Raw genomic sequence first — 17992 nt, forward strand, 5'->3', positions numbered from 1 at the left:
CTCAGTCCATTCTGGCTTTCGGCGTTATCGCGGGCGTGACGGGTTCGACGGTTCTTTTGATGGCGCCCCCGAGCGCGCTGCGATACACGTCGAGATAGGCGTTGACCATCGAGTCGGGACTGAAGGTATCGGCGTGCTTGCGCAGCCTGTCGTGCACGGACGGTTCCTTCAGCAACGCGATGGCCTCGCGGATCTTCTCGATGAGCGTGTGCGGACGCTCCATGTCGAAGACGAGATTCGAACGCGGCTCGATTACTTCGGGAATGCCGCCGCGATTCGCGCCGACGACCGGCAAGCCGTACGAATATGCTTCGACGATCACGCGGCCGAACGGCTCGTGCCAGATCGACGGCACGATCAGGATGTCGATGCTGCGAAGGAAGTCGTCGGGCTTCACGTGACCGAGATACTGCACGCGCGGATCGTCGTATTTCTGCTTGAGGCCCTCGATGTAGCCGGGGTCGCCCTTGCCGCCGAAGACGAGCGTCCAGTCGAGTGTGTTGTCGGCGGCGAGCTGCTCGAGCACGACCTCCGAGCCTTTGTCTCGCGCCACGCGGCCGAGCACGCCGAGACGCACCGGTCCGCCTTTATAGCGTTGCTTCGTGTGCGTGGCGGCGTCCTGGCTCGGAACGTAGCAGTTGTTGATGACGGCCGTGCGTGTGGCTTCAGGAAAATAGCCGCTGTTCAGATGCTTTTGCAGCACGAAGCGGCTGACGCCCACGGCGACCTGAACGCGGGACGATGCGGACTTTTTCGGCGCGGAATACAGCGCGCATGATCCGCATTGGCGCTTGCAGGGCTCGACGTCGGAGAACATCGTCGTGGCCGGACACATGAGGTAGTAGTCGCGTGCCGTGTGAACGATGGGAATGCCGGCGGCGCGGGCAGCGCGCCATACGTCGACGGACAGGCACGCGAGATTACTCGTATGAATGATGTCCGGCTTGTCGCGCGCGATGATGTCGCGCAGCTTGCGTGACATGACGACGTTGACGACATCGATGCCATGCCAGATGAATCGCGCGACGCGGGAGCGCTTCTTGGGCGCATGCGGCCAATACAGGTTGGCCGAGCGCAGACGATAAACCTTGACCCCGTTGAATTCGGTGACGCTGTCGCTGCGTGCTCCCGTTGCACAGGCGACGCTCACGTCCATGCCTGCCCTGACGAGCCCCTCGGCGAGCAGTTGCGTCGATACCTCAGCCCCGCCGATCTTGTCCGGGTAGTACAACGTGTTGACGATGAGTATTTTCACGGCGTTTGAAGTAGTGTCGTCGTCCTGCGATAAGGCACCCGCTCTGTCGGCCCGAAGACAGATCCCGAAAGGCAAGGGGTGCACCGCTGCAGCCTTCTCGGATTAGAAGCACAACGTGAAAACGTAGTTGCGGCATCGCTCCAGCCGGTAAGCAGGAGTTTAGGATAAGCCAAATTGCTTGAGAAGGCGCAAAGCGAAACGTAAGCAATTGCAATGCTAGCTCGTGTAGCGGTTTGATGCGAGTGAGTCTTTTGGTAACGCGATTTGTCTGCAAATATTGCCGGGGGTGGACGCGTGAGGTGAACAACTTACGCGCCATGCCATTGCTTGTGACAATGACCGTTGGAGTGCACGGGCGGCGGAGGGTTCCACTAGCGCTGCTGTCGCCGCGTCGATTAGTCAGTTGTATCGGCCATACGATCGAGACGTGAATTTTCTCCTGAGCAAGCGACTTCGCAGCCTGGTGTCGACTTGTGTCGCTGAAAGATCGAACGTGTTCCTGCGCCGAAACGAGGTAAGCATCATCTGTGAAAGACCATCACCGACTTCTAAACGCCGCTGACATTAAATATTACGACCTACTATCTATATGTAGGCTTTACATGTTTGCTTAAAAGCAATTATTCGGTTCTGGACAAACATTCAAGCGTCGTGCGTTAATCCTCGGACGATTCATTAGCTATCCGAGATACACCACGTATGACCCTATCCCGCATGCGATATTGTCCTGTCCCATGTCGTTCAGAACCTGTGCCGCGCCGAACCGAAGCGAATCGCGGGGAGACGCTGCGCGCGCCGCGCAATGACGGGTCAGGAGCTCCCGGCGAAACCGACCGTCCGCTACGGTGACACGATGACCAGCGCCGCTCAAGACAGCCGGGACGCGCGGGCAGGCAGTGCTTCGCGCCGTGGGAACACGCACCTCATGCCGGCGCTCATCGATCGGCTGCGCGACGATGCGCCGCATCGCCGGACCGAAGCGCCCGGCGAGTATGCCGTCACGCGTGCGCAGCTACGCGAGATCATCCAGCGCGACCTGTCGTATCTGTTGAACGCCACTAATCTCGGCAGTGAGATCGATGCAGGGCGATATCCGCTCGTGGCCGCATCTACCGTCAACTTCGGCGTGCCGCCGCTGGCCGGCGCGTTCATGGCTTCGCGCAAGTGGTCGGATATCGAGCAGACCATCAAGGATGCGATTTTTGCCTTCGAACCGCGCCTCGTGCCGAATTCGCTTCAGGTCGTTCCGTGCAGCGAGGGAGACCGGCACGGCCGTCATAACGAAGTGGCGTTCGAGATTCGCGGAATGATCGACGTGGAGCCGTATCCGCTGGAATTCTTGGTGCAGAGTTCGCTCGATCTCGAAAGCAGCCGCCTGCATGCGGACAGCCGGCGCGCGTGAGCCGGACATTCACGAAGCAAATGCACCGCAATGGACCCGCGACTACTCGATTACTACAACCAGGAACTCATCTACCTTCGTGAGAGCGCGGGCGAGTTCGCGGACGCGAATCCGAAGATCGCGCGCCGATTGGGAATCCACGCGGGGGAAACGAGCGACCCTTACGTCGAGCGGCTGATGCAGTCGTTCTGCTTCATGTCCGCGCGCATGCGATTGAAGCTCGACGCCGACTTCCCGCGCTTTACGCAGCGCCTGCTGGAAGTGACATACCCGAACTACGTCGCCCCGACGCCCTCGATGGCCGTCGTGCAGATGTATCCGGCGCACACGAAAGGCAATCTGAACGATGGCTTTCGCGTGCCGCGCGGCCTCACGATCAAGACGCACGCACCGGACGGCGAGCGCACGGCCTGCATGTTCACGACCAGCCAGGACGTCGTGCTCTATCCGCTGACCATCGTCAGCGCAAGGCTCACAGGCATCCCGCCCGATATTCCCGGACTCGAGCGCTATGTTCCCGCGCACGCGCAGGTTCGCGGCGCTCTGAGGCTGCGTATCCGCACCACGAACAAGGCGAAGATCGCCGCGCTCGAGAACCTCGACCGCCTGCCTGTGTACTTGTCAGGCGATGAAGAAGTCGCGTCCAACCTGTTCGAACTGCTGCACACCGCTGCATTGGCTTCCGTGGTCGGGGAGCCGGGCGCCTTCAGCGCGGCTGACCGCCCGTTCGCGGCAGTCGAATCGAAAGCGGTGGTTCACGAAGGTCTGGGCATCGACCAGGGGCTGCTGCCGCTCGTCTGGCCCAAGTTCCATGGACACAACCTGCTTCATGAATACTTCGCTTGTCCCAGCCGCTTCTACTTCTTCGCGCTGACCGGTCTTCGCGCGGGGCTGAAGAAGACGAAAGGAGAGGAACTCGAGATCGTCGTGCTGCTCGACCGTGCGCCGGATCGGCTCGCGAGTCTGGTCGATGCTTCGCGGTTCGCGCTTTTCTGTACGCCTGTCGTCAATCTGTTTCAGCAGAAGGTCGACCGCATCGAACTGGCCGATGCGACCACGGAATTTCATCTGGTGCCCAAGCGTCAGCATCCGATGGACTACGAAGTATTCGCCGTTCAGGCGCTGGAGGCGCAAGTCGAGAAGAACTCGGAAAAGTGCGAATTCCAGCCGCTCTATCAGACGCTCAACAACGACGAAGCGAGCCACGGCCGATACTTCACCGTGCGTCGTGAGCGACGCCTGTTGTCCGGTTCTTCGCGGCGCTACGGCACCCGCACGTCGTATGTCGGGACGGAGACGTTCGTCTCTCTCGTCGATGCAGACGAAGCGCCTTATCATGAAGGCATGCGCTATCTGTCGGCCTACGCATGGCTCACGAACCGCGACTTGCCGATTCTCGTGCCGCGTAACGGCGTGAACGATTTCCAGAAGGTGAAGAACGATCCGCCGATCGAGAGCATCGGCCTCATTCGACGGCCCAGCGCGCCGCGTCCGCCGTATGCGGAGGGTGCAGCGGCCTGGCGCCTGATCCGGCAACTGAACTTCAACTATCTGGCGCTCGAAGAACTCGATCATCGTCCGGATGGGCAGGGCCTGCGCGACATGCTGCGCCTCTTTCTCGGCAGCGACGACACCGGACTCGCGCAGCAAGTGGACAGCCTGGTTGCCGTGAAGACCAGCGCCGTCACGCGCAAGCTGCCGGGAGGAGGCCCGTTCGTGTTCGGACGCGGCATCGCGTGCGAGTTGACAGTCGATGAAGCAGGTTTCTCCGGCATGAGTCCGTACCTCTTCGGCCTGGTGATCGAACACTATCTCGCACGTCATGTCTCGATGCATTCGTTCACGCAGACCCAACTCAATTCGACTCAGCGTGGCCGCATCATGCGCTGGCCCGTGCGAATGGGCACACGTGGAGTGGCGTGATGGATGACCGATCATCTGGCGCATCGTCCCGCAATACGGGGTTATCGGATTCGCTAACGGAGCGGCTGCGGAACGAGCCATGGCTTTTTGGCTTCCTGTCGCTGATGCGCCGCGTCGGCGCCAACAAGCGCATCGATCCGATCGGGACCGCCGAGCGGCCGGGCGCAGAACCGTTCCGCCTCGGCCAGCGGCCCAGCCTGACGTTCTCGCCGCGGGAGATTGCCGATGTCGACGAACGCAACGGGCGCCTGCATGTGCATCTGTACGGACTCGGCGTGCTCGGTCCCAATGGCCCGTTGCCCATTCACATGACGGAGATCGCGAGAGAGCGCGAAGAGAGCCGGCACGACGCCACGCTAAGCCGCTTCCTCGACCTCTTTCATCACCGATATCTGGGCGTCCTGTATCGGGCGTGGGCGTCGGGACAAGCGGCGGCGGGTCTGGACCGCGCCGACGACGAGAGCTTTTCGTCGCATGCCGCGAGTCTCACCGGGCAGCATCCCGACGAGATAGCGCAACGCGCGTTGCCGGCTCATGCGCAACTGGCGGGGTCGCCGGGTGTCACGCGCGAAGCCCGCGATCCGGATGGCCTCTGCATGACGCTCGAGCATTACTTCGGCGTGCCGGTGAGCATCGACGAGTATGTGTTTCATTGGGTGAGTGTGCCGCGCGAAGAGCAGACGCACCTAGGCGAGCCCGGCGCGGCGTCGATTCTCGGAGATGGCGCGATGCTCGGCGAGCAGGCGCCGGACAGGCAGCATCGGTTTCGACTCATCATCGGGCCAGTCGATCTCGAGCAATATCTGCGGTTCACGCCGCGCGGCGCGGCGCTACCGGAACTTGTCGACTGGGTGCGTGCTTTCGTGGGGCGTGAGTTCCAGTGGGAATTGGAACTGCGGATCCGGGCCGACTGCGCGAGTCCCGCCGTCATTGGAGGACAGCAGCAGTTGGGGTGGTCCGGCTGGCTCGGTCAATCGCCCGATGGCAAGCCGATCACCGGCATGAGGTTCGATCCCGAGGAGTACATCAGGCGAGGCGACCTGAGGTCCGTCCCTGGTGCCGATCGTGCCGACTCGCTGCGAGGTCCGACATAGCGCGACACGTATTTTCGGAGTATTTGAATATCGAGGTCAGTATCATTAGGATAACGTATGTTCAAATCATTGAACGCAATCGCGATTGGTCTCGTGCTGCTTGTCATGGCGTCATTGAACGTCAACTCAACGAGACAGTTCTTGCAGAGCTCGGTCGTTGTGCCGGGACGAGTGGTCGCATTGAACGCCGGCGGGAGTCACCCTCAGGTCGAGTTCGTCACGTTGTCCGGTGAACGAGTCTCCTATCCTCAGGGCGGCCTGGTCTTCGGCATGAAAGTCGGGGAGGCAGTGCGCGTGCGGTATGCGCCGGCGGCGGTGCGTCACAGCGCGACGCTCGACGCGTTCGGGACGGTGTGGTACGCAGCGCTTCTTCTGGCAACGGTCGGACTGGGCTTCGTCGTGGCGGGGGTAGTGAGCGTGTTGCGGCGTGAGGCTAATAACAAGTGAATTCAGATTTATGTTCCTGCTAAGACCAAGCGAGTGGAGCTATAGCACCGGCGCGACCGGAGGTGTCTGCGCCGATGTGGTTGTCGCATCGGGCGGCTCCATCGTGCTCAGCGACCCGGACGCGAAAGACGAAGCGTTCTACTACGGCGGCATCGGCGCCGGCATGGGCGTCGGCATCAAGATTCCTCGTCTCAAGCTCCCGGGGCTTAACGGGAAGGAAGTAGGTGGCGCGGGCTCCGCGAAGTCGTTTCCCAGCGGGGGCGCCATCTTCATGACCGATGCCTTTCGAGGCAGCGAACTCTCACGCCGGGACATTCAAGGCGCCACCGTGTACGTGGACGCAGGAGGGGGTCTCCTGCTCGGTGCAGGTGGTTCGGTCATGTTTCTTGGCATCAACTCGGCCGAGTTGATTCTGGGGCTCTCCTCACCTGGCATGCTCTATCTGGCCGAGCGAGCCATTGCCCAAGCGCCTGCGTTGCTGGTCATGGGCGGCATTACCGCCGGACTTCAGGCGGGGCTGGGCGTCGGATTGCTTGCAGGCTACCTGCATTAGACACGCGCGTTCGATCTCCCGAGCGGCAGCCATCCACCGATGGACTCGCCCGCATAAATTCTGGAATCCGAAGCACGTAACTGGAGAATCTACTGAAGTGCTGACTTCTAAAACCCGTACTGTGACCATCAGCGGCGCCGCGCTTCCGACGGGCCCCGATGGCACACCCTCTCTCCTGCTCAGCGCCCTGCGCGGCGGGGAAACGCTGTCGAGCATCTACAAATACACGCTGGACTGCCGCACGCCGCTCGAATCCGCCATGCCTGAACGGGCGGCCGCGAATCTGGATCTCAAGTCGATGATCGGGAAGGAACTGACGATCACCATCGAACTGGAAGGCATGGGCAGCTTTCTGCCCGGGCTCGTTGGCATGGGCGGCGCGACCAACATCGGCGCGGGCACGCGCGAGATCAGCGGGATCGTCACGCAGGCGCATTACGCAGGCCAGGCCGACCGCCAGAGTCACTATCAGCTCGTACTCAAACCGTGGATCTCGCTCGCGGAGAAGCGTTCGGACTTCAAAATCTATCAGGGTAAGACGGTCGTTGAAATCGTCGAGGCGGTACTCGGCAATTACATGTACTCGTATGAGACGCGCCTGAGCGAAACGTATCCGGTGCTGGATTATCAGGTGCAGTACGGCGAAACGGATTTTCGCTTCATTCAGCGCCTGATGGCCGAGCACGGCATCTACTGGTTCTTCGAGCACAGCAAGGGTTTCCACCGGATGATCCTGGTCGATCAGCTCGGCGCACACAAGCCGGTGGAAAGCGCTGCGTATCAAACGCTATGGTATTTCCCGCCGGGTCATCGAGTGGATCGCGAGCACATCGATGCATTCAATCTCGATGGAAGTCTTCAGTCCGGCCGATGGACCACGAATGACTTCGACTTCAAGAAACCGAGTGCGGCGCTAATCGTTCAGAACGAGTTGCCGCAAGACACCGCGCACAACGACCTTGAGCGCTACGAGTGGCCTGGCGACTTCACCGATCCCTCGCAAGGCGAGCAGTTCGCCCGTTTGCGGATGGAGGAGGAGCGCGCGCAAGGCGAGCGGGCACATGGTTCGGGCAACGTGCGGGACATCGTATGCGGCACGACCTTCCGCCTCGAAGGCTTTCCGCATGAAGCGGCCAATCGCGAGTATCTGGTGATCGCATCGGCGATTGCGGCATCGGAAGCCAGCGAGGCGAGCGGCTCGGGCGAGTATCGCTTCGCGTCGTCGTTCGTCGTGCAGCCTGCGACCTCCGTGTTCCGTCCGCCGCGTGGGGATTATCCGAAGCCGCGCACGAGCGGTCCTCAGACCGCCATCGTCACCGGTCCGGCGGGCCAGGAAATCTGGACCGACCAGTACGGCCGCGTGAAGCTGAGCTTCCATTGGGATCGTTCGGGCGTGAAGGATCAGAGCTCGTCGTGCTGGGTGCGCGTGTCATATCCGTGGGCCGGCGGCGGGTACGGAGGCGTGAACATTCCGCGCGTGGGGAGCGAGGTGATCGTCGATTTCGAGAATGGCGATCCGGACCGTCCTATCGTCGTGGGACGCCTCTATAACGCCGAGACGATGCCTCCGTGGGATCTGCCCGGCAACGCGACGCAAAGCGGCATGCTCTCGCGCTCGATGAAAGGTAGCGCAGAGACCGCCAATGGCTTGCGCTTCGAGGACAAGCAGGGCGCCGAGGAAGTATGGCTGCAGGCTCAGAAGGACATGAATACGACCGTCAAGAACAACGAGTCGCATTCGGTCACGGCGAATCGCACCAAGTCGGTGGGAGGCAGCGAGACCACGACCGTGGGCGGCACGCGCACGGAGACGGTCACGGGTGATGAAACCATCACGCTGCAAGCGAACCGCACGTGCTCGGTAACGCTGAACGATACGCTCAACGTAGGCGTCGATCAGTCGACGACCATCAAGGGAAATCAGACGCACGACGTCATCGTCAATCGGACGAGCACCGTCGGGGGCAATGACACGCTCACCGTGACCGGCTTTCGCGAGGAGACGGTGAATGGCACGAGCACGGAAACCGTTACGCAGGCGAAGACATCGACGCTTCTGGCGGACCATACCGTGGCGGTAACCGGCCAGCAAGTCGTCAACGTCGGCACGAAGCAGGCGGTCACCGTCGGCACGAACGCCACACTTCACGCGGGCGACAAAATCGAGTTCGTGTGCGGCGCGGCGAAAATCGTCATGCATTCGAGCGGCAAGATCGAGATTAACGGAACGGACATTTCGGTCACCGGCAAGAAGATCGTCGCGACCGGGTCTGACAGCCATGCGATCAATGGCGGCACAGTCACGAGCTCGGCGACGAAAACCAATACCGTTCAGGGCTCGGTCCTGAAGTTGAATCCGTAAGGCGGCGTCATGAATAACTGGCAACCGACGAATCCTGTCGATCGTCGTCTCATGGACGCGCACCAGGACTGGCTGCAGTTCGCGCAGGACAAACCCGCGCGGCTCTTGTACTGGTCCGCCAACGAGCCGGACCTCGAACTGATCCACGCATATTTCCAGAGCCAGAAGAGACTGTCCAGCGCGGTCATGCAGTTCACATCGCCGTTCGAGACCGAGAGCCAATATCCGCTTTCGCTCGTTCGCGAGATTTCGGATTACTACGAAAAGACCCGGGACGGATCGGCCGCGAATGGCATCGTCGCAAATTGGTCGATTCCCTCGCGCTCGAACGAGAGCGAGACACATCACCTCATGAATGTGCTGGACAGTCTGATGGCGCATCATCCCGACGTGTTTCCAGGCATGGTGCTCGTGCTCCGTCCGCAGTCAATCAAGAATGAGCAAGCGTTCGAGCGCTGGCTCGATGAGCTCCTGGGCGCCTTCGACAAGGGGCGCTGGAGATCCGAACGCTTACGCCTCGTTCAATACGGCGTTGCGACCGCCCCGTTGGCTTCGTTGCGCCAGAACCGGCCCTCGCAGGTAAAGCTCGTTCGCGGCCGCTATTACATGGAAGCGGTCCCGCGCGAGCTCGTCGCCCAGTCCGGTGAGCGTGGCCCCGGTGGAGAGTTCCGCCGCCTTTTCGTGGAGCTGTCCGAGTCGATTTCGCGCGATGACCCGCAGCACCTTGCGCGACTGCGTGAACGCGCGCTCGCCATCACGTCGCGTGAGCAATGGCCCGATCAAAGTGCGGTCGTGCATCTGATCGCGGGCGCGGCGTATTTGAAGTGGAAATCGAATGATGAAGCGCTGGCCGCTTATCAGGCCGCAACGCAAGCAGGGCGGCAGGCATTGGACGCAGCCCACCCCGGCGGGAACAAGCTGGTTGTCAACGGTCTCTTCGGTGAGGCCAGCGTTCACCTGATGCAATCGGACTTCAAGAGCGCCGCGCGTTGTTACGACGAAGCGGCGCAGTATGCCGCAGCCGAGCAGGACGGAATTCTGACCGTCGAATCGCGCCGCATGCAGGCGTGGTGTCTGGAGAAGACCGGCCGCACCGATCAGGCGTTCGAAGCCGGGATGCAGGCGCTGGCTGCGGGCCAATGGCTGGAGCCTGCGATCCGCTCCAACAGCAATCTCCAGCTGGTTACGGCGTGGATGCTCGGACAAACAGGCTTCTTCGACAAGCATCACAAGCGTCGCGATGACGTGGTGGCCCAATTCAAGTCGCTCTACGGTGAAAACTGGCGCGAAGGGATCAAGCCGCTTGCGCCGGATCAGGTTTCGCGACTCTTCATCGCTGCACAGGAGGGCGCGTAATGGCTCTGCTCGCAGTGAACCATCTGACGCCGGTAGTTGGGATCGACGTTCATCAGGTGACGGGGCCGCCGTTTCCGATCATGCCGCATCCGCATGTGGGGTTCGTGTTTGACGTGCAGGAGTACATTGCGGCGTTCGAGGCGATGATCGGCAGCATCGTGTTCAGCTTCATCGAGGAACAGGTCTCGGACTTCGTGGCATCGCACGAGGCGCAGATCGCCGAGGTGATGAACAGCGGGGTCGTCAAGTCGGCGATGGGTACCGTTGCGGCGGTGAACGACGCCGTCGACAAGGTGATGGACAACGACGTCGTCAAAACCGTCGCGAATCTCCAGAACAGCATAAACGATGCGCTGGGCGGAAACGTCGGTCGTGGCGGCGGCGGCGCGCCGATCTGGATCAACGGCTTCATGCGCGCAACAGCCGGCACGCATAACTACCACATCCCCGGCCTGCACTTTCCGCTTGGCGGGACGTTCACGGGTGCGGACGCGAAAGGCCCGTCGCAGGACTCGGAATCGTTCATGGGCAGCAAGACGGTGCTGGCCAATGGCGATCCGCTCTCGTTCCTCGCGCTGCCTGCGCTGAGCTGCTGGTTCGTCGGCATGGTGCCGATGGACCACAACAGCGCGCACACTGACCGCAAGAGCATGTCGTTGCCGACTGCGGTGATGCTGCCGATTCCGGCAGGGCGTCCGGTGCTGGTGGGTGGCCCGCCGATCATGAACATGATGGCGTTCGCCGCGGGGCTGTTCAAGGCGTTCCGCGGCTCGAAGCTCGCGAAGAAGCTGTTCGAGAAGTTTCCGTCGGGTTTCATCAAGTGCGTCATTTTCGACGCGGAGCCGGTGAATTCCGTCACCGGCGAAGTCGTCGTGCAGCAGAACGACTTCACGATCGAAGGGCGTCTGCCGCTCGTGTGGGATCGCTATTACGCGAGTCACGACCCTCACGCGGGCGCGCTCGGTCATGGCTGGCAGAGTCCCGCCGACGTCCGCCTCGAACTCGTGCGCGACGACACCGGGAACCAGGCGCAGTTCGGCGCAGCGGTTTATTTCCCCGACCACTTCACCGCGTTCGACATGCTGCCCGATCAACCGGGCTGGGACGCGCGCCGATACGATCGTCAGCATGGCCATGCGGTCTACATCGAGGGCGACGCGCTGACCGTGCGTACGCGAGGCGGTCTGGAATACGCCTTTGCATTGCCTGTGCACTGGCGCGAACAGGTTCCGGCGAAGCGGAGCGGCCGGCGTATGCATCTTCCGCTCACGCAGTTGTCGGATCTCAACGGCAACGCGTGGCGAGTCGAGCGATCGGAGCAAGCCGGTGCGGTCCTGCGCTTTGTCGAGCACTCTGCCGGCCGGCCTACCGGTCGCGCGCTGCACGCGGGTGCGGGCGACGTGCGCGGCTGCCTTGGCGAACTCACGCTCGTCGATGCGCGCGGCCAACGGCATCCGCTCGTGCGATACGAGCAGAACCGCACCGGCGACCTCATCGCCGTGCACGACGCGCTGAAAGCGCCGTACACGTTCGAATATCGTGGCGAGCATCTGATGGTGCGCCATACCGACCGCAACGGCCTGTCGTTCTACTACTCTCATCAGCAGCACGCGGACGGCCTGTGGCGCGTCGATCATGCCTGGGGTGACGGGGGCCTGTACGACTATCGCTTCGAATACGACCTGACGTATCTCGAGACGCGCATTGTCGATTCGCTCGGCGGCGTCTCGGTGCTCCAGTACGACGCGCAGCAATTGCCGGTGAGCCGCACGGACCAGTTGGGCGGCGTGCGCAGCTATCGGTACGACGGTGCCGGGCGCACCATCGCCGAGACGGATCCGGCGGGCTACACGACGAGTTGGGAATACGACGAGCACGCGAACCTCATCGAGCAGCGCCTGCCCGATGACACGGCCGTACGCACGCAGTATGACGCGGATCACCGGCCGGTTGCGATCAGCGATCCTGAAGGCGGCGTATGGCAGCAGAAGTGGGATGCGCGCGGCAATTTGATTGCGCAGATCACGCCATCGGGCACGGCTTCGCAGTTCGCATACGATTCACAGGGTCAGTTGGTTCAGGTCACGGACGCCGCGCAGCAGGTGACAACGCTCGCGTACGATCCGCTCGGCTACCTCGCCGAGCTGACCGACCCGGTCGGACGTGCGACGCGTTTCCGGCATGACGCGCGCGGTAATCTGCTGCGTCGAGAATCGCCGGGTGAAGAAGCGACCACTTATACGTGGGACCCGAAAGGGCGGCTCGTGGCGTGCGCCTTGCCAGGGGAGCGCTTCGTGCGTTGCGAGTATGACGCCGAAGACAACCTGACGCGGTACACCGACGAAGCGGGTCATGTCACCACGTTTGGCTACTACGGACAGGGCCAGCTGGCGAGCCGAACCGACGCCGACGGCAGCGTCACGCGTTATCACTACGACACCGAAGAACAACTGACCGGCGTTACCAATCCGCTGGGGCAGACCTGGAAGTTGAGACGCGACGCGGCGGGGAGGCTCGTCGAGGAAGTCGGCTATGACGGGCAATCGCGGCGCTATGCGTACAACCGCGCGGGCCATCTCACGCAGACGATGGACCCGCTCGGCCACGCACTGGCAATCACCTGCGATCCGCTCGGCCGGATCACGAGCCGCATCGCGGGTGAAGCGCAGGAGCACTATCGGTACAACGGGCGCGGGCAGCTCACCGAGGCGCGCAATGCACAAAGCGTCGTGGAGCGCAGCTACGACGACGACGGACGGCTGGTGCGCGAGACGCAGCAGCAGGACGAAGCCACGGCGGTGCTCGAGTATGTCTACGACGCTGCGGGCCGGTTGCAGCTGCACGATCGCACGCTCAGGCTCGCCACTGGCGACACGCGTTTCGCTCAGGCGCTCAAATACGAGTACGACGCGCTCGGGCAGCCGCAAAGTGTCCAGATGGACGACCACGAGCCTATCCGCTTCACGCGCGATCTGGCGGGGCGGTTGTCCGATACGCGCTTTAACAGCGACTTCGGGCATCAATATCGATACGACCGCGCGGGCCGTCTGAGGGAACACGCGACGAAGCGTGCGGGGCATCGCGACGAGATCACCGGTTACGACTACGACGCGAGCGGGAACTTGACGGTGCGGCGCGATAGCCGGCTCGGGGAGGACCGGTATCGCTACGATCCGCTTGGGCGGATCATTGCGCACACCGACCCGGCGGGGCGCTTGCGGCACTTCGCTTATGACGCCCACGGCGACCGGTTCCGCACGCACGAGCGAGCCGATGGTGCGCGCGAACTCCATCACGCGGATGGCGCGAAGTGGCGGCTGGATGCGGCGGGGCAACTGGTTGTGCGGCAGGATGCAGAGCACGGCGTGCAGCGCTTCGAGTGGGATGCGTTCGGGCGGCTGGCGTGCTTCGAGAACACGCGCAACGAGTGCTGGCGGTATCGATACGATGCGCTGGGACGGCGTATCGCGAAGATGGCGGCCGAAGTGCGGTACACGGGACGCGAGCATGCACATAGTCAGCGCGGGGCGCAGACGTGGTTCCTGTGGGACGGGGATGCGCTGGCGGGCGAGGCGCGGGCGCGGGATGCGACGTCGGGTGCAGTGGATGAAGCGCGATTCTATGCGTATCATCTGGATAGCTTCGAGCCGCTAACGATGCAGGTTGCGGCTGCTGCGGATGATGCGGCTGATAGCCGGTTGTACTACTATCAGAACGATGTGAACGGCGCGCCGATGCGGTTACGTGATGGCGCTGGAGCAGTCGTTTGGGAGGCGCATTATGGTGTGACCGGGCGAGTCGATCGGATCGAGGTCGGGGCGGTTGAGCAGGGGTTGCGGTTGCAGGGACAGTATTTCGATCCCGAATCGAACCTGCACTATAACCGGCATCGGTACTTCGATCCAGGCACCGGTCTGTTCGTTTCGCAAGACCCAATTGGCCTTGCAGGTGGAGAGAATCCGTATCAGTTGGGTCCCAACATCCTGGACTGGATTGATCCACTCGGTCTTTGGAAAAAACATAAAAATAACGGTCAATTCGCGAAGAAGCCGGGACGAAAGAGGAAAAAATGCCCTTCGAAGCATGGCAATAGTCTTGACACCGATAAGCCGACTCAAGGTTATACGTTAAGAGATCGCGACAACGGGTCGGTTGCTAAATATGGAGAGACAACAAACGGTAAAAAGAGATATTCTCAAGAATATCTCGATGCGAATAATGTCGATATGATTTTTGAGGAAAAGGGAAGTAAGCGAGAAATGCATACTTGGCAACATGAGATGATTCTTGAACACACAAGAATTCATGGAGCGAGACCACGACTCAACAAATCGGATTACTGATATGAAACTATGGATGGCGACAGAAGCAGACTCCGATGTTGCTGATGCTTTTCGAGAGGCGCGAAAGATTGTTGAGGATAAGATCAATTCAAGGCTTATTAGTCTTTCGCTCCAAAATTCGTTTGAAAAATGGGCGTTCATAGCTATGATTCGGTCCGATAAGGATTGGGCAAACGAAATCGCAAAGAAGAACTCTCAAAAAAAAGTGCTTGAATTCAGACTAAAGATCGATCACGAAAGATTTCTGAATGGAGACTTGGTAGAGCGACAAAGACTGCTACTATCTGCCTTAAGTTGTTCGGTCGATAAGATGGAAAAACTAGGAATCTCAGACAACGACAGAAGTTTGCTGTATTCTATTTTACAATGCTGAGAATTAAGGGCCGCGAAAGCGGCCCGTTGTTTTATTCAGCGGTAATCACCAGCCTTCCGTGTTCCACATTGATCTTGACACGCTGCCCCGGCATGAATCCCGCCTGCTCAATCCACCGTCCGGCGAGCTTGATCCACGGTATTGGAAAGAAACATGGACGCCGAAGAGTACTTGGTAGAGGAAATGCGTTCGTTCTCGCGGGTCGAGGATGCCGTCTTGCACATCGCTTCAAGTACCGGTCTTAATTTCAACGATTTTGAACCATGCAAGGGACAAAAGATATTCAATCCCAATTTGCCGGATTCCTGATATTACAAACCGCTGCATCTCACTTATGCAACTTACTCCGCAACGAAGCGACATCATTCGTCGTCACGGGACGAGCATCGTTCCCCCACGATCCGCGGATATAACTAAGCACTTGCGCGATCTGCAAATCCGACAGCCTGCCCGCAAAACCCGGCATGTTCTGACGCGGCGGTCCGTTCCTCGTCGCGGGACTATTCCCCCCTTCGACCAGCAATCGAATCAGCGAAGTCGTATCTTCGCTGATGACGGCCTGATTCCCCGCCAGCTTCGGAAACACCTTGGGCACACCTTCGCCCGTGTCCAGATGACACTGCGCGCAGAACGTCGCGTAGACGCCCGCGCCCTGACCGGGCGGCACGTCGGGCGCGCGCGTCTTGAGCTGACCGGGCTTCGCCTTCGACGGATCGTACGAGCCATCCGCCGCCCCCGTCGCGGGCAAGCTCTTCAGATACGTCGCCATCGCGAGCAGATCGTCGTCGCGAAGATACTGCAGGCTGTCCTCGATCGTCTGCACCATGCTGCCGATCGCCGCCGTCCCCCCGCCCTGTCCCGTCTTCAGCAGCGTCGCGATATCTTCACGCGACATCCGCCCGAGTCCCGAGCCCGGATCGCCGCGAAGATTCGGCGCGTACCAGTTATCGTTGACGCCGCCCGACAAATACGTCTTCGACGATTCATCGTAGCCACGCTCCTGAAACGCCGGCCCGCGCGGCGAATGACATGCTCCGCAGTGGCCGAGGCCCTGCACGAGATAGGCGCCGCGATTCCACATCGCGTCGCGGTCGGGACGCGGCGTATAGACGTCCTTCGGTGCGAGCGCCGCGCGCCATAAGCGCAACGCCCATCGCTGATTGAACGGAAAGGGCACGTCGTTCGGCGGCGGACGATAACGCACCGGCGGCACGCCATGCATCATGTAAGCGTAAAGCGCGTGCATGTCGTCGTCGGTCATCTTCACGAAGGACGCATAAGGCATCGCCGGATAAAGTCCCTTGCCGCCCGGCGCGACGCCTTCGCGCAGCGCCTTCGCGAAGTCTTCATAGCTGTACTTGCCGATCCCCGTCTCCGGGTCCGGCGTGATGTTGCTGCTGACGATCGTGCCGAACGGGGACGCCATGCCCAGACCGCCCGCGTACGGCGCGCCCTTGTTCGGCGCGGTATGGCAACCCGCGCAGTCTCCGAGTTTCGCGACGTAACCGCCGCGCGCAATCAGATCGGCCGATGGAACGGGCGGCGCAGCCAGCGCCGCGCGCGCGCATATCGATAGAAGCGCGAACGAAATGATGCGGCGGCAGCGTCGTGATATCGAGCGCATGTCAGGACTCCTCGTGCGCCGGCATGGCGGTGCGCACCACGCTCGTCAGCTCGCGCGCCGGACGCCTCGCGAGCCATCGTGCGCCGATCAGCAGCCCGCCGACGAGATACGCCAGACCCCCCGGCACCCACATCACGAGTCCGCCCAGTTGCTGGTCCTGCAGCGGATCGAAGCCGAGCGCGAGCGTGCTCTCGATGCACGACGGATACCACACCGCCGGCGCCAGCGTGAGCAACGCACCGAGCGCGCCGGTGTGGACCATCGTCGTGAAGAGCGACAGCATCGCGTGCGCGCTGTGGGCGCGCGATCCATCGGCGGCGGCGGGACGGAACACGGTCCACCAGAACAGCAGCGCGCTGCCAAGGAAACTCGTGTGCTGGAACGTATGAATCCATTCGCTTGCAAGCGCGGCCTCGAAGAATCGCGGCGCGTGCCAGCACCAGAGCGCGGCGGCATGCAGGCCCCAGGCGACGGCGGGCATGGTCAGCCATCGCCACGGCCATCCGATCCACGCACTGCGCGTCGCCACGCTGATGCGTGCGCGCGCGCGCGGTGGAAACGCCCATATCCATACCGCGAGGGGCCGGCCGATGACGAGCAGCGGCGCGGCCACCAGCATGAATATCTCGTGCTGGAGCATATGCGCCGAAAACAGCGCTTCGCTGAGCGCATGCAACGGCGACACCAGCGCGATGACGAGCGCCACCCATCCCGCGACGAAGGCGGCGAGCCGCATCGCACGGTCCGCGCGTCCCCGCGATCCGCGACGACGCAATCGCGCATAGCCGGCGACGTAAAGCCCGATGCTCAGCGCAAGACACACGACGACCCACGGTTCGAACGTCCAGCCGAACGTCTGCACGTCGCGCGCGGCGGGCGCGACGACATGCGCCGATGCCGTATCGGCGAACAGCACGGCGGCAAGGAGAATCAGCAAGCGGAAAGCAGCCATTGCGGTAGAGAGATGACGAAGATGGCCAGAGACGAAAGCGCGCCCACGCCCGTTGCGACGGCGGCGATGAATCCCGGTCGCGATGTCAGACCCGGCGCCGATGGATCGGCTTCCCGCCGCGCGGCGCGCCAACGGGCGAATGCGAGCGCCGTGCAGACGACGCTGATCGCCAGGCTCGACGCACTGACGCCATTGAGCAGGGCCATGCTCTGCAGATGGCACGAAGGCTCGACGAGCGCGTAGTTCACGCTCAGCAATCCGAGCAGCAGCGACGGAGCGAAGAGAAGCGCAGGCCATGTAAGCATGAT

The 17992-nt window shown here is 61.7% G+C and carries 15 protein-coding genes; 10 read left to right on the top strand and 5 right to left on the bottom strand.

The annotated features are described in order from the left end of the window. Position 1: 1 nt before the first annotated feature. Positions 2-1255: a glycosyltransferase family 4 protein gene (locus tag P9220_RS26485; protein WP_309768818.1), complete on the bottom strand. Its 1254-nt coding sequence runs from the start codon at positions 1253-1255 to the stop codon at positions 2-4. A 925-nt stretch (positions 1256-2180) separates the two neighbouring features. Between P9220_RS26485 and tssE the strand changes: the two genes are divergently transcribed. The 9 genes from tssE to P9220_RS26530 all read left to right on the top strand — a co-directional run bounded on the left by tssE (position 2181) and on the right by P9220_RS26530 (position 15108). Beyond that, the gene (gene tssE, locus P9220_RS26490; RefSeq protein ID WP_404980219.1) at positions 2181-2657 is read left to right on the top strand and encodes a type VI secretion system baseplate subunit TssE; all 477 of its coding nucleotides are present in this window, start codon (positions 2181-2183) and stop codon (positions 2655-2657) included. A gap of 30 nt (positions 2658-2687) precedes the next feature. Then, positions 2688-4580, top strand: coding sequence for a type VI secretion system baseplate subunit TssF (tssF, locus tag P9220_RS26495; protein ID WP_309768820.1), 1893 nt, complete (start codon positions 2688-2690; stop codon positions 4578-4580). Then, on the top strand, positions 4580-5674 hold the full coding sequence (tssG, locus tag P9220_RS26500) for a type VI secretion system baseplate subunit TssG (RefSeq protein ID WP_309768821.1): 1095 nt from the start codon (positions 4580-4582) through the stop codon (positions 5672-5674). Before tssF ends, tssG begins: the two co-directional genes overlap by 1 nt. 57 nt (positions 5675-5731) lie before the next feature. Continuing rightward, complete coding sequence (locus tag P9220_RS26505) at positions 5732-6121, top strand: DUF3592 domain-containing protein (RefSeq protein WP_309768822.1); 390 nt, start codon at positions 5732-5734, stop codon at positions 6119-6121. Positions 6122-6131: 10 nt separating this feature from the next. Further along, entirely contained in the window at positions 6132-6674 is a 543-nt protein-coding gene (locus P9220_RS26510; protein ID WP_309768823.1) for a hypothetical protein, read from the top strand. Between the two features lie 97 nt (positions 6675-6771). Continuing rightward, positions 6772-9036, top strand: a complete 2265-nt coding sequence (locus tag P9220_RS26515) for a type VI secretion system tip protein TssI/VgrG (RefSeq protein WP_309768824.1) — start codon at positions 6772-6774, stop codon at positions 9034-9036. A 351-nt stretch (positions 9037-9387) separates the two neighbouring features. Further along, positions 9388-10392, top strand: coding sequence for a hypothetical protein (locus P9220_RS26520; RefSeq protein WP_309768825.1), 1005 nt, complete (start codon positions 9388-9390; stop codon positions 10390-10392). Beyond that, positions 10392-14735: a DUF6531 domain-containing protein gene (locus P9220_RS26525; RefSeq protein WP_309768826.1), complete on the top strand. Its 4344-nt coding sequence runs from the start codon at positions 10392-10394 to the stop codon at positions 14733-14735. Before P9220_RS26520 ends, P9220_RS26525 begins: the two co-directional genes overlap by 1 nt. A 13-nt stretch (positions 14736-14748) precedes the next feature. Continuing rightward, a complete protein-coding gene (locus tag P9220_RS26530) occupies positions 14749-15108 on the top strand; it encodes an Imm44 family immunity protein (RefSeq protein ID WP_309768827.1) in 360 nt (119 codons plus the stop codon). Positions 15109-15139: 31 nt separating this feature from the next. Here the strand turns inward: P9220_RS26530 and P9220_RS26535 are convergent, their stop codons facing one another. After that, positions 15140-15250 carry a SymE family type I addiction module toxin gene (locus P9220_RS26535; RefSeq protein WP_404980237.1) on the bottom strand — a complete coding sequence of 37 codons (111 nt, stop codon included), beginning with the start codon at positions 15248-15250 and terminating at the stop codon, positions 15140-15142. A gap of 11 nt (positions 15251-15261) precedes the next feature. Between P9220_RS26535 and P9220_RS26540 the strand changes: the two genes are divergently transcribed. After that, the gene (locus P9220_RS26540) at positions 15262-15417 is read left to right on the top strand and encodes a hypothetical protein (RefSeq protein ID WP_309768951.1); all 156 of its coding nucleotides are present in this window, start codon (positions 15262-15264) and stop codon (positions 15415-15417) included. Between the two features lie 19 nt (positions 15418-15436). Here the strand turns inward: P9220_RS26540 and P9220_RS26545 are convergent, their stop codons facing one another. From P9220_RS26545 to P9220_RS26555, 3 genes are read right to left on the bottom strand one after another with little or no spacing between them, the layout of a single operon-like run. Further along, positions 15437-16732 carry a cytochrome c gene (locus P9220_RS26545; RefSeq protein ID WP_309768828.1) on the bottom strand — a complete coding sequence of 432 codons (1296 nt, stop codon included), beginning with the start codon at positions 16730-16732 and terminating at the stop codon, positions 15437-15439. Between the two features lies 1 nt (position 16733). Further along, positions 16734-17684, bottom strand: a complete 951-nt coding sequence (locus tag P9220_RS26550; RefSeq protein ID WP_404980220.1) for a cytochrome c oxidase assembly protein — start codon at positions 17682-17684, stop codon at positions 16734-16736. Further along, positions 17663-17989 carry a hypothetical protein gene (locus tag P9220_RS26555; protein WP_309768830.1) on the bottom strand — a complete coding sequence of 109 codons (327 nt, stop codon included), beginning with the start codon at positions 17987-17989 and terminating at the stop codon, positions 17663-17665. The genes P9220_RS26550 and P9220_RS26555 overlap by 22 nt, the downstream gene beginning before the upstream one ends. Between the last annotated feature and the right edge of the window lie 3 nt (positions 17990-17992).

Origin of the sequence: Caballeronia sp. LZ016, from assembly GCF_031450805.1 — a bacterium.
Classification (GTDB): domain Bacteria; phylum Pseudomonadota; class Gammaproteobacteria; order Burkholderiales; family Burkholderiaceae; genus Caballeronia.

Excerpts from the sequence above, each read along its gene's own strand:
- tssE (WP_404980219.1), top strand. The coding sequence starts at position 2,181 with ATGCCGGCGCTCATCGATCGGCTGCGCGACGATGCGCCGCATCGCCGG.
- P9220_RS26555 (WP_309768830.1), bottom strand. The coding sequence starts at position 17,989 with ATGCTTACATGGCCTGCGCTTCTCTTCGCTCCGTCGCTGCTGCTCGGA.
- P9220_RS26540 (WP_309768951.1), top strand. The coding sequence starts at position 15,262 with ATGGACGCCGAAGAGTACTTGGTAGAGGAAATGCGTTCGTTCTCGCGG.
- P9220_RS26545 (WP_309768828.1), bottom strand. The coding sequence starts at position 16,732 with ATGCGCTCGATATCACGACGCTGCCGCCGCATCATTTCGTTCGCGCTT.
- P9220_RS26525 (WP_309768826.1), top strand. The coding sequence starts at position 10,392 with ATGGCTCTGCTCGCAGTGAACCATCTGACGCCGGTAGTTGGGATCGAC.
- P9220_RS26510 (WP_309768823.1), top strand. The coding sequence starts at position 6,132 with ATGTTCCTGCTAAGACCAAGCGAGTGGAGCTATAGCACCGGCGCGACC.
- P9220_RS26520 (WP_309768825.1), top strand. The coding sequence starts at position 9,388 with ATGAATGTGCTGGACAGTCTGATGGCGCATCATCCCGACGTGTTTCCA.
- tssF (WP_309768820.1), top strand. The coding sequence starts at position 2,688 with ATGGACCCGCGACTACTCGATTACTACAACCAGGAACTCATCTACCTT.
- tssG (WP_309768821.1), top strand. The coding sequence starts at position 4,580 with ATGGATGACCGATCATCTGGCGCATCGTCCCGCAATACGGGGTTATCG.
- P9220_RS26530 (WP_309768827.1), top strand. The coding sequence starts at position 14,749 with ATGGCGACAGAAGCAGACTCCGATGTTGCTGATGCTTTTCGAGAGGCG.
- P9220_RS26550 (WP_404980220.1), bottom strand. The coding sequence starts at position 17,684 with ATGGCTGCTTTCCGCTTGCTGATTCTCCTTGCCGCCGTGCTGTTCGCC.
- P9220_RS26505 (WP_309768822.1), top strand. The coding sequence starts at position 5,732 with ATGTTCAAATCATTGAACGCAATCGCGATTGGTCTCGTGCTGCTTGTC.